The sequence below is a fragment of the Streptomyces genisteinicus genome (assembly GCF_014489615.1).
Taxonomy (GTDB): domain Bacteria; phylum Actinomycetota; class Actinomycetes; order Streptomycetales; family Streptomycetaceae; genus Streptomyces; species Streptomyces genisteinicus.
Genome location: NZ_CP060825.1, coordinates 6,802,942 through 6,814,190, shown reverse-complemented (window position 1 = coordinate 6,814,190; position 11,249 = coordinate 6,802,942). Strand labels below are relative to the sequence as shown.

The window sequence follows — 11,249 nt, the reverse complement described above, 5'->3', positions numbered from 1 at the left end:
TGTGCGCGTACTGCTGACCGGACACCAGGGATACCTGGGCACGGTGATGGCCCCCGTGCTGGCGGCCGCCGGGCACGAGGTCACCGGCCTGGACTCCGGCCTGTTCGCCGACTGCGTGCTCGGCCCGGCGCCCGCGGACCCGCCCGGCGCCCGGGTGGACCTGCGCGACGTGACGCCCGGCCACCTGGCCGGCGTCGACGCCGTGATCCATCTGGCCGCGCTGTCCAACGACCCGCTGGGCGCGCTCGCCCCCGACCTCACCTACGACATCAACCACCACGCCTCCGTGCGCCTCGCCCGCCTGGCCCGCGACGCGGGCGTGCGGCGGTTCCTCTACGCGTCCACCTGCTCGGTCTACGGCGCCGCCGGCGGCGACGACCTGGTGGCCGAGGACGCCCCGCTGCGCCCGGTGACGCCGTACGCGGAGTCCAAGGTGCGGGTCGAGGACGACCTCCACGAGCTGGCCGACGACGGCTTCACCCCGGTGTACATGCGCAACGCCACCGCGTTCGGCCACTCGCCACGGCTGCGCGCCGACATCGTGCTGAACAACCTGGTGGGCCACGCGCTGCTCTCCGGCGAGGTGCTGGTGCTCTCCGACGGCACGCCCTGGCGTCCGCTGGTGCACGCCGCCGACATCGCACGGGCCTTCACCGCCGCGCTGGACGCGCCGCGCGAGGCGGTGCACGACCGGGCGTTCAACATCGGCAGCGAGGCCAACAACGTCACCGTCGCCGAGATCGCCCACCAGGTCGCCGAGGCGGTGCCCGGCTCCGAGGTGGTGATCACCGGCGAGAACGGCGCCGACCCGCGCTCCTACCGGGTGGACTTCTCCCGGTTCCGCGCCGCGATACCCGGATTCGACTGCGAGTGGACGGTGAAGCAGGGAGCCCTCGAACTCGCCGACGCCTACCGCGGACACGGCCTGAGCCGCGAGGACTTCGAGCAGCGCTTCACCCGGCTCGCCGTGCTCCGCGCGGCGTCCGCGGCCGGCACCGTCGACGACACCCTGCGGCGGCGCCGGTGACCACGCCCGGCGAGGAGATGCACGCGCTGGTGGAGCGGCTGTACCCGCTCTGCCGGAGCATCACCGGCGACGGGGTGCGCGCCACCCTCGCAATCGTCGACGAGTACATCCCGCTGCGGATGCACGAGGTGCCGACCGGCACCGAGGTGCTCGACTGGACGGTGCCCCGGGAGTGGAACATCCGGGACGCGTACATCGCCGACGCCACGGGCCGCCGGGTCGTCGACTTCGCCGCGTCCAGCCTGCACGTGCTCGGCTACAGCGTGCCCGTGTCGGCGACCATGCCGCTGGCCGAACTCCGCCCGCACCTGCACACACTGCCCGGGCAGCCGTCCCTGGTGCCGTACCGCACCAGCTACTGGAAACCCGACTGGGGCTTCTGCCTGTCCCAGGAGACCCTGGACGCGATGCCGGACGGCGAGTACGAGGTGCGCATCGACTCCACCCTCGCCGACGGCCATCTCACCTACGCCGAGCACGTCGTCCCCGGGCAGGTCGCCGAGGAGGTCATCGTCTCCTGCCACGTCTGCCACCCGTCGCTGGCCAACGACAACCTGGCCGGCGTCGCGGTGGCGGTGTTCCTCGCCCGGGCACTGGCGGAGCGGACGCCCCACTACACGTACCGCTTCCTCTTCGCGCCCGGCACCATCGGGGCGATCACCTGGCTGGCCCGCAACGCGGAGCGGATCGACCGGGTCGAGCACGGCCTGGTGCTGGCCTGCGCGGGCGACCGGGGCAGCCTGACGTACAAGCGGAGCAGGCGCGGCGACGCGGAGATCGACCGGGTGCTGCGCCATGTGCTGGAGACCTCCGGACGCCCGCACCGCATCACGGAGTTCACCCCGTACGGCTACGACGAGCGGCAGTTCTGCTCGCCCGGGTTCGACCTCGGGGTTGGCTCGCTCAGCCGCACCCCGTACGCCGGCTATCCCGAGTACCACACCTCGGGGGACGACCCGGACTTCGTCTGTCCCACGGCGCTGGAGGACACCCTCGCGGTGTGCCGCGAGGCGTTCTCGGTGCTGGACCGCAACCGGCGCTACGTCAATCTCAGCCCGTACGGCGAACCGCAGTTGGGCCGGCGCGGGCTGTACGACGCGCTCGGCGGGCGCAGCGACGCCAAGGAGGCCCAGATGGCCATGTTGTGGGTGCTCAGCCTCGCCGACGGCGAGCACGGTCTGCTGGACGTCGCCGAGCGCTCCGGTCTGCCGTTCGACACCGTCGCGGCGGCGGCCGGCGCCCTGCACGGCGCCGGACTGGTCAAGGCGTGACGCGGATGACCACCCGGAGGGAGGCGACGGCGGGCGGCGGCGGGCACAGCACCCGCCGGGCCGTCGCCGGCCGGCTGTCCTGGGGGCTGGCCGACCAGGCGGCCTCCAGCATGACCAACTTCGCGGTGGGCATCTACGTGGCGCGCTCCCTGGGGCTCGCCGCCTTCGGTGTGTTCAGCCTGGCCTGGGTGACCTACGGCGTGGTGCTCAACGTCTCCCGGGGCCTCGCCACCGACCCCCTCGTGGTGCGCTTCAGCGGTGTGTCCGACACCGCCTGGCGGGGGGCGGTGGCCCGGTCCTCGGGCACGGCGCTGTGCACCGGCGCCGCCGTCGGCGCGGTGTGCCTGGCGGCGGGGCTCGCCGTCGGGGGCACCGTGGGTCCCGCGTTCGCCTGCCTCGCCGTGGTCCTGCCGGGGCTGCTGCTCCAGGACGCCTGGCGGTACGCGTTCTTCGCCGCGGGCGCCGGGCGGAAGGCGTTCGTCAACGACGTCGTGTGGGGCGTCGCGCTGATCCCCGCGATGGTGGTGGCCGCCCGGGTGGGCAGTGTGGCCGCCTTCGTGCTCGCCTGGGGCGGCTCCGCAGCGGTGGCCGCGGTGTACGGCTGCGTCCAGTCCGGCATCCGGCCCCGGGCGGGCGGTGCGCGGGCCTGGCTGCACGCGCACCGCGACCTCGGCTACCGCTACCTCGTCGAGAACGTCAGCAACAGCGGCGCGAGCCAGTTGCGGGCGTACGGCCTCGGCGCGATCGCCGGGGTCGGCGCGGTGGGCGTGATCCGGGGCGCCGAACTCCTCCTCGGGCCGTTCCTCGCCCTGCTGATGGGGCTCTCCCTGGTCACCGTGGCCGAGGCGGCCCGGGTGGTGCGGCGGGCCCCGCACCGGCTCGGCAGGTTCTGCCTGCTCCTCGGCGCCGGCCAGGCCGCCGCCGCGCTGCTGTGGGGCGCGGCACTGCTGCTGGTGCCCGACCGGGCGGGCGCGTTCGTGCTCGGCGACGTGTGGGCCGGCGCGTCCGCGCTCGTCGTGCCCGTCACCGTCGGCGTCGCGGGCGCCGGCCTCGGCACCGGCGCGGCGGCCGGGCTGCGGGCGCTCGGCGCGGCCCGCCGCAGTCTGCGCAGCCAGCTCTTCTCGTCCGCCTGCTACGTCACCGGCGGTCTCGGCGGCGCCGCCGCGGGCGGCACGGCCGGCTCGGCCTGGGGCGTCGCCGCCGCGACCGTCTGCGGATCGGCCGTGTGGTGGCTCCAGCTGAGGGCCGCCCTGCGCGAGCACCGGACCCGACCCGTCCCGGCCGCCGGCGCGGAGACCGCCCCGGACGCCGCGGGCGACGCAAGGAAACCATCCCCGAAGTGAGGACGCCATGACCGACCGTCCCAGGCTGAGCATCGGCCTGCCCGTCTACAACGGCGAGGAGTACCTGGCCGAATCGTTCGACGCCCTGCTCGGCCAGACCTACGAGGACTTCGAACTGGTCGTCTCCGACAACGCGTCGACCGACGGCACCGAGGACATCTGCCGCCGGTACGCCGCCCGCGACCCGCGCATCCGCTACATCCGGCTGCCCCGGAACATCGGCGCCGCGCCCAACCACAATCTCGTCTTCACCGAGTGCCGCGGCGAACTGTTCAAATGGGCCTCGCACGACGACCTGTACGCCAGGGACCTGCTGCGCCGCTGCGTCGAGGCGCTGGACGAGCGGCCGGAGACGATCCTCGCCCACTCAGGGCAGGCCGTCGTCGACGGCGACGGCCGGGTGAAGGTGGAGTACGCGTACGGGCTCGCCACCGACTCCCCGCACGCCCCCGAACGGTTCCGCAGCCTGCTGTTCGAGCCCGGCGGCGACGACTTCTACGGGGTGATGCGGGCCGATGTGCTGCGCCGCGTGAAGCCGCACGACAGCTACCACCATGCCGACCGCACCTTCGTCGCCGAGATCACCCTGCACGGGCCCTTCCACCAGGTGCCGGAACTGCTGTACTTCCGCCGCGACCACCCGACCAGGGCCGAGCGGGCGAACCCGTCCAAGCGCTCCCGCTGCGTCAACCTGGACCCGCGCCGGGCGGGCCCGCTGCACCCGACGCCCCGGCTGCTCGCCGAGTACGTCTGGGGCTTCGCCTCGGCGATCCGGCGGGCGCCGCTCTCGCCCGCCGACCGGCGGGAGTGCCGGCGCCATCTGGCCGCGTGGATGACGAGCCGGATCCGCCCGGGGGCGGGCGAACGGGTCGAGGACCGGGCCCCCGCCGACCCGGCGCGGCTCACCGTCTCCGTCGACGCCCTCGTCGCCGGCCGCGAGGGCAGGCGCGCGTGAGCGCCGTCCGCGTGGGGGTGTTCGGCCTGCTCGGCTCCGGCAACCTCGGCAACGACGGCTCGCTGGAGGCCGTGCTCCGGTACCTGCGGGCCGAGCACCCCGAGGCGCGGGTCGACGCGATGTGCGGCGGCCCCGAGACCGTCACGGCCCGCTACGGCGTCCCCGCGACGCGGCTGCACTGGTACCGCGGCGAGTACCGGACGGCCTCCCGGGCGCGTGCGATGGCGGCGAAGGGGGCGGGCAAGTTCGTCGACGCCTTCCGCACGGCCGCCTGGGTGCGGCGGCACGACGTGGTGATCGTGCCGGGCATGGGCGTCCTGGAGGCCACCCTGCCGCTGCGGCCGTGGGGCTTCCCGTACGCGCTGTTCCTGCTCTGCGCGAGCGGGCGGCTGTTCGGCACCGGGGTGGCGCTGGTCGGTGTCGGCGCGGCGCCGATCGGCAGCCGCCCGACGCGGGCGCTGGTGCGCTGGTCGGCGCGGCTGGCCGCCCACAGGTCGTACCGGGACGAGCAGTCCCGCGACGCGATCCGGGCGATGGGCGTGGACACCTCCCGCGACGCCGTCCACCCGGACCTCGCCTTCGCCCTGCCCGCTCCCCCGGCGGCCGCGGCCTCCGGTGGCACGGAGGGCACCGTCTGCGTCGGTGTCATGGACTTCCACGGCGGCGACGACGACCGCGCGCTGGCCGGGGAGATCCACCGGCGCTACCTCGACGGGACGACCCGCTTCGTCCGCGCGCTGGCCGAGGACGGCCGGCGGGTCCGGCTGCTCACCGGCGACGCCTGCGACGCCGCGGTGGTCGACGCGATCCTCGCCGCGGTGGACTCCCCGCTGGTCACCGCCGCGGAGGCGGACTCGCTCGCCGGCCTGATGGAGGAGACCGCGGCCGCCGGCACCGTGGTGGCGACCCGCTACCACAACCTGGTCTGCGCACTGAAGTCGGGCACCCCGACGCTGGCGCTGAGCTACGCGGCGAAGAGCGACGCGCTGATGGCCCGGATGGGGCTCGGCGCGTACTGCCATCCGGCGCGCGAGGTGGACGCCGGCCGGCTGCTGGAGCAGTTCCGGGAGCTGGAGCGCCGGTCGGACCAGGTCCGGCGCACCCTCGCCGAACGCAACCGGGCCGCCGCCCGCGAACTCGACGGCCATCTGACCGCCCTGAGCGCCGCCCTGTTCCCGGCGGCCGGCCGCGCATCCGCTCCCCGCACCCCTCAGGAGGCCTCGTGAAGGCGACCCCGGTCCCGGCCATCGCCGGGGCGTACCTCTTCGAACCGACCCCGCACGCCGACGAACGCGGCTTCTTCTGCCGCACCTTCGACGCCGAGGTGGTCCGCTCGGTGGGCATCGACCCGGACGCCTTCGTCCAGGACAGCCTGTCCCGCTCCGCCCGGGGCGTGCTGCGCGGCCTGCACCTGCGCTCGGGCGCCGGGGAGGCCAAGCTGGTGCGCTGCTCGTACGGGCGGATCTTCGACGTCGTGGTGGACCTGCGGGCCGGCTCGCCGACCTACCTCGGCCGGGCCTTCTTCGAACTGTCCGGCGAGACGCAGACGACGCTGTACATCCCGGCGGGATGCGCCCACGGGTTCCAGGCGCTGACCGGGACCGCCGACACCTCGTACCGGATCGACCGTCCGCACGACCCGGCCGAGGACGTGACGATCGCCTTCGACGATCCGGAGCTCGCCATCCCGTGGCCGCTGCCGGCCGCGTCGACGTCCGAACGGGACCGCAAGGCGCCGAGCCTCGCCGAGGTCCTCCAGCGCAGGGAAGGGTGACGACAGCGTGGACACCGAGGAGTTCCGCCTCCCCCGGTCACGGGCGGCCAACGAACGGCTGCACGCCCTGGTCCCCGGGGGCGCGCACACCTACGCCAAGGGCGACGACCAGTACCCCGAGGGCCTGGCACCGGTCATCGACCACGGCCTGGGCGCCCATGTGTGGGACGTCGACGGCAACCGGTACGTCGAGTACGGCTCCGGCCTGCGGTCGGTGAGCCTCGGCCACGCGCACCCCCGGGTGACCGAGGCGGTGCGGCGCCGGCTGGGCACGGGCGGCAACTTCGTCCGCCCGTCGGTCGTGGAGATCGAGGCCGCGGAGCGCTTCCTCGCCACGGTGCCGACCGCCGAGATGGTGAAGTTCGCCAAGAACGGGTCCGACGCGACCACGGCGGCGGTGCGCCTCGCGCGTGCCGCCACCGGGCGTTCGCGGGTGGCGGTCTGCGCCGACCACCCGTTCTTCTCCACCGACGACTGGTTCATCGGCACCACGCCGATGTCCGCGGGCATCCCGGACGCCACCAACGAACTCACCGTCTCCTTCCCCTACGGCGACCTGGCCGCCGCCGAGGCGGTGCTCACCCGGTACGCGGGCGAGGTCGCCTGCCTGATCCTCGAACCGGCCACCCACAGCGAGCCGCCGCCGGGATATCTCGCGGGACTGCGCGAACTGGCCGACCGGCACGGCTGCGTGCTCGTCTTCGACGAGATGATCACCGGGTTCCGCTGGTCCGAGGCCGGCGCGCAGGGCCTGTACGGAGTCGTCCCCGACCTCTCCACCTTCGGCAAGGCGCTCGGCAACGGCTTCGCCGTCTCCGCCCTCGCCGGGCGCCGCGAGCTGATGGAACTCGGCGGGCTGCGGCACTCCGGTGAGCGGGTCTTCCTGCTGTCCACCACCCACGGGGCGGAGACCCACACCCTCGCGGCGGCGATGGCCGTGCAGACCGTCTACACCGAGGAGGGCGTCACCGCCCGGCTGCACGCCCTCGGCGAGCGGCTCGCCGCCGGGGTGCGCAACGCCGCGGCGAGCGCGGGGGTCGGCGAGCACCTCCTCGTGCGGGGCCGGGCCAGCAACCTGGTCTTCGCGACGCTCGACGAGGCCGGGCAGCCGTCGCAGGAGTACCGCACCCTCTTCCTCCGCCACCTGCTGGCGGGCGGCGTGCTGGCACCGTCCTTCGTGGTGAGCGCCGCGCTCGACGAGGCCGACATCGCCCACACCGTCGACGTGGTGGCCGAAGCCTGCACGGTGTACCGGAAGGCGCTGGACGCCGGAGACCCCACTCCGTGGACCGGGGGCCGGCCGGTGAAACCGGTGTTCCGCCGCACCGTGTGAACCTCGCGGGGGCGGGGGCGGGGCTCGCCGCGCCCGCGGCGGGCCAGGCAGGTGCCCCCGCGTCACACGGGGAACGCCACAGGACCGGTGACGCGACATCACACGGACGCGCACCCCGGGGCGCGACCCGGCGGCCGGGGGCGCGGACCGGGCGCAGGCCGGGCGCCGCTCGCGCCGATGCCTGGGAACTTTGCCCGCCGGAGTGAGCCGTGGCGTCGCGTCAGGCGCGCCCGCGCCGGCCGGCGGACGCCATGCGGTCGAGCAGCCACGCGGTCGCCGGGACGACCGCCAGTGCGGTGCACCAGCCGCCGGCGGCGTCGGTCGCGTAGTGCGCGCCCAGCGCGACCTGGGCCCACCCCATGGCCGCCCCGGCGGCCACCGCCGCGCCGGCCAGGAGCGCGGTGCCGCGCCCCCTGCCGGTGCCGGGCCGGCCGGCGGCCAGCAGGGCCACCACGACGGCGAGTGCCGTGAGGAAGGCGGTGTGCCCGCTCGGGTAGGACAGGTGCCCGTCATGGATGGTGCGTCCCACCAGGGGCTTGAGCAGTTTCGTCACGGCCACGGCCGCGCCGGGGCCGGCCACCGCGAGCACCGCCGCACGGGGCCGCCGGCGCAGCAGGCACACCGTCACCGCGGCCGCGACCAGCACGGCCGCGCCCACGGGCTCCCCGAGGAAGTCCGTGGCGAGCGCCGCGCTCCTCGCGGACCCCTCCTCGGCGTACACGGCCGACGCGATCCACGCGTCCACCGTGCCGGGAGCGCCGGAGCCCGCGTACAGGAGGCCGAGCGCGGCGACCACCAGCGCGGCGGCCACGGCGGCGGTGCGGAGCCACGAGCGGTGCGGCGGGGGCAGCAGGGCGGGGTGCGGCGGGCGGGCGTCCCGCGGGGCACAACCGCCTTCGCCGGGTGCGGTGTTCGCCGCTCGTGCTCGCCAACCGACCACCGCTGTGCCCCCCGTGGTGTCCGCGCCGGTTCCCCACCGCGGCCGAACGGGGCCGGACCGGGCCCCGGCCGCGAGCTCGGGGAACCCGTCGCCCCTTCCGTCAGCCTAGCCAACGCGGGCCGTCGCCAGGGGCGTTCGCCGCAGGACACGGAACGCCACCCCCGTCCGACGGCCCGGCGGGACCGGGGCGGACGGCGTCCCGCCCGGGGTCCGCGGCGGCTCCCTGGCGACGTCACATGCCCTCTGTTCCGCCCCCGGTATTGACGCCCGATGAAACAACTCAATAGTTTCAGTATCTTCGACTCACAGGGGGGTTCCTGATGGACTCCGGCACAGCCGACACCACCACGGCCGTCGCACCGCACGCCCCGGCCTTCACCACGCACTCCCCCGCCACCGGCGAGCAGATCGCCGCGTACCCGGTCGACGGGCCGGAGGCGATCGCCCGCGCCCTGACGCGGGCCCGAGGCGCCCAGACGGGCTGGGCGGCGCTGCCGCCCTCCCGGCGGCGCGACCATCTGCTGCGCTGGAAGAAGGCGCTCGCCGACGACCTGGACACCGTGGCCGGCACCATCGCGGAGGAGACCGGCAAGCCGCCCGGCGACGCGGCGCTGGAGGTCGTGCTCACACTGGAGCACCTGGCCTGGGCCGCCCGCAACGCGGAGCGCGTACTGCGCAGGAGGAAGGCGGCCACAGGGCTGTTCACCGTGCACCAGCGGGCCTCGCTGGTGCACCGGCCGCTGGGCGTGGTCGGGGTCATCGGCCCGTGGAACTACCCCCTGTACACCCCGATGGGCTCCATCGGCTACGCCCTGGCGGCGGGCAACGGCGTGGTCTTCAAGCCGTCCGAACTGACGCCGGGGACAGCGGTGCTGCTGACCCGGATCTTCGACGCCGCGGTGCCCGGCCACGCCGGACTGCTGACCACGGTCACCGGCGCGGCGTCCACCGGGGACGCCCTGGCCCGGTCGGGCGTCGACAAGCTGGCGTTCACGGGCTCGCCGGGCACGGCCCGCAAGGTGATGGCGGTCTGCGCCGAGTCGCTGACCCCGTTCCTCGCCGAGTGCGGCGGCAAGGACGCGGTGATCGTCACGGCGGACGCGGACCTGTCGGCGGCGGCCGACGCGATCGTCTGGGGCGCGCTGAGCAACGCCGGGCAGACGTGCGCCGGCGTCGAACGGGTCTACGCCGTGCGGGAGATCCACGCCGAGCTGTGCGAGCGCGTGGTCGCGCGTGCCGGGGCGCTGCGCACCGGCGCGGGGCCGGACGCCGCCTACGGGCCGATGACGATGGCGGGGCAGGTCGCGGTGGTCGAGCGGCATGTGACCGGCGCGGTCTCGGCGGGGGCCCGGGCCCTGCTGGGCGGCCCGGACGCGGTGCGCCCCCCGTACGTCGCGCCGGTGGTGCTGGCGGACGTCCCGGAGGACGCGCCGGCGATGACGGAGGAGACGTTCGGGCCGGTCGTGGCGGTCAACGCGGTGGCCGACGTGGACGAGGCGGTCCGGCGGGCCAACGCCTCGCGCTACGCCCTGGGCGCGGCCGTCTTCTGCGGCGGCGGACGGGCCGGTGCGGCGATAGCGGCGCGGCTGCGGGCGGGGGCCGTGTCGGTGAACTCCGTGCTGGGCTTCGCCGCGGTGCCGGCGCTGCCGTTCGGCGGGTCGCAGGACTCCGGCTTCGGACGGATCCACGGCGAGGAGGGGCTGCGGGCCTTCACCGCCGTGCAGTCGGTGACCGTGCAGCGGTTCACCCCGCCGATCGCCCTGACCTCCTTCGAGGTGCCGGCCGCCGCACGGGAGCGCGCGGTGCGCATGGCCCGCGCGCTGCACCGGCGGCGCTGAGCGGCCGGGCGGCCCCCGCCGGGCCGGGACTCTCCCGCGGGCGGGAGGGTCCCGGCCGGTCAGGCGTCCAGCAGCGGGGCCAGGTAGCGGCGGGCGAAGGCCCGCGCCTGGTCCTCGTCCTCCATCTCGATGCAACTGGCGGGGTTGAGGAGGAAGGAGACCGCGACCCGCACCATGAGCTCGGCGACGGGCCGCGGGTCCTCGTCGGGGCGGCCCTCGGCCTGCTGGGCGCGGCGCAGATGGGCGGTCAGGTAGTTGACGGTGGCGGAGAGCGAGAAGCCGCCCTGCACGGTCAGGTAGGGCAGCACGACCTCGGGTTCGAGGCGGAGCAGCCCGCCGAAGAGCGGATGGGCGCGGGTGTGGCGCAGGGCGACCACGAAGCCCTCGACGACCCGCTCCTCCATGGTCGGCAGGGCGGCGACGGCCGCGTCGAGCCGCTCGAAGAAGCGGTCGAGCTCGCGCAGCAGAGTCGCCTCGACCAGCTTGTCCTTGGTCTGGAAGCGCCGGAACACGGTGACGCGGGAGACTCCGGCGGTCTTGGCGACGTCGTCCACGGAGGAGCGGCGCAGACCGAGCAGGGTGAACTGCTCCAGCGCGGCGTCGAGGATGCGCCGCGCCGTCGGGTCCTCCGTCCCGGAGCGGGCGGCGGCCCGTTCGAGGCCGGGGTCGTTCGTGTCGGTTCTCATGGCGTTCACGATACCGGCGAACACCTCCCGAAGAGACGGTGATACGCCTATCATTACTTCGTAACGCGACACGATCCCCGGA

Annotated in this window: 10 protein-coding genes; 8 read left to right on the top strand and 2 right to left on the bottom strand. The window is 75.2% G+C overall.

The genetic code is table 11. The features are described from left to right. Position 1: 1 nt before the first annotated feature. Genes IAG43_RS29240 through IAG43_RS29210 form a run of 7 tightly spaced genes read left to right on the top strand, consistent with a single transcriptional unit; the run spans position 2 to position 7,703 of the window. Positions 2-1,027: an NAD-dependent epimerase/dehydratase family protein gene (locus IAG43_RS29240; RefSeq protein ID WP_187743661.1), complete on the top strand. Its 1,026-nt coding sequence runs from the start codon at positions 2-4 to the stop codon at positions 1,025-1,027. A 17-nt stretch (positions 1,028-1,044) separates the two neighbouring features. Continuing rightward, positions 1,045-2,298, top strand: a complete 1,254-nt coding sequence (locus tag IAG43_RS29235; protein ID WP_187744700.1) for a DUF4910 domain-containing protein — start codon at positions 1,045-1,047, stop codon at positions 2,296-2,298. Between the two features lie 5 nt (positions 2,299-2,303). Then, positions 2,304-3,641, top strand: coding sequence for an MATE family efflux transporter (locus IAG43_RS29230; RefSeq protein WP_246574610.1), 1,338 nt, complete (start codon positions 2,304-2,306; stop codon positions 3,639-3,641). Positions 3,642-3,648: 7 nt separating this feature from the next. Continuing rightward, a complete protein-coding gene (locus IAG43_RS29225) occupies positions 3,649-4,596 on the top strand; it encodes a glycosyltransferase family 2 protein (RefSeq protein WP_187743660.1) in 948 nt (315 codons plus the stop codon). Then, positions 4,593-5,822 (top strand): polysaccharide pyruvyl transferase family protein, encoded by a 1,230-nt coding sequence (locus IAG43_RS29220; RefSeq protein WP_187743659.1) that lies wholly within the window; start codon positions 4,593-4,595, stop codon positions 5,820-5,822. The genes IAG43_RS29225 and IAG43_RS29220 overlap by 4 nt, the downstream gene beginning before the upstream one ends. Then, positions 5,819-6,370 (top strand): dTDP-4-dehydrorhamnose 3,5-epimerase family protein, encoded by a 552-nt coding sequence (locus IAG43_RS29215; protein WP_187743658.1) that lies wholly within the window; start codon positions 5,819-5,821, stop codon positions 6,368-6,370. The genes IAG43_RS29220 and IAG43_RS29215 overlap by 4 nt, the downstream gene beginning before the upstream one ends. Positions 6,371-6,377: 7 nt before the next feature. Continuing rightward, positions 6,378-7,703 carry a glutamate-1-semialdehyde 2,1-aminomutase gene (locus IAG43_RS29210; RefSeq protein ID WP_187743657.1) on the top strand — a complete coding sequence of 442 codons (1,326 nt, stop codon included), beginning with the start codon at positions 6,378-6,380 and terminating at the stop codon, positions 7,701-7,703. 220 nt (positions 7,704-7,923) lie between these two features. Here the strand turns inward: IAG43_RS29210 and IAG43_RS29205 are convergent, their stop codons facing one another. Further along, positions 7,924-8,643, bottom strand: coding sequence for a phosphatase PAP2 family protein (locus IAG43_RS29205; RefSeq protein ID WP_187743656.1), 720 nt, complete (start codon positions 8,641-8,643; stop codon positions 7,924-7,926). 320 nt (positions 8,644-8,963) lie between these two features. Here IAG43_RS29205 and IAG43_RS29200 point away from each other — a divergent pair, with 320 nt between their 5' ends. Continuing rightward, positions 8,964-10,481, top strand: a complete 1,518-nt coding sequence (locus IAG43_RS29200; protein ID WP_187743655.1) for an aldehyde dehydrogenase family protein — start codon at positions 8,964-8,966, stop codon at positions 10,479-10,481. Between the two features lie 59 nt (positions 10,482-10,540). Here IAG43_RS29200 and IAG43_RS29195 read toward each other — a convergent pair whose 3' ends face one another. Continuing rightward, positions 10,541-11,167, bottom strand: coding sequence for a TetR/AcrR family transcriptional regulator (locus IAG43_RS29195; protein WP_187743654.1), 627 nt, complete (start codon positions 11,165-11,167; stop codon positions 10,541-10,543). Positions 11,168-11,249: the final 82 nt, after the last annotated feature.

What these genes read in the sequence shown, in the direction of transcription:
- IAG43_RS29235 (WP_187744700.1), top strand. Translation starts at nt 1,045, where the DNA reads ATGCACGCGCTGGTGGAGCGGCTGTACCCGCTCTGCCGGAGCATCACC.
- IAG43_RS29230 (WP_246574610.1), top strand. Translation starts at nt 2,304, where the DNA reads ATGACCACCCGGAGGGAGGCGACGGCGGGCGGCGGCGGGCACAGCACC.
- IAG43_RS29225 (WP_187743660.1), top strand. Translation starts at nt 3,649, where the DNA reads ATGACCGACCGTCCCAGGCTGAGCATCGGCCTGCCCGTCTACAACGGC.
- IAG43_RS29200 (WP_187743655.1), top strand. Translation starts at nt 8,964, where the DNA reads ATGGACTCCGGCACAGCCGACACCACCACGGCCGTCGCACCGCACGCC.
- IAG43_RS29195 (WP_187743654.1), bottom strand. Translation starts at nt 11,167, where the DNA reads ATGAGAACCGACACGAACGACCCCGGCCTCGAACGGGCCGCCGCCCGC.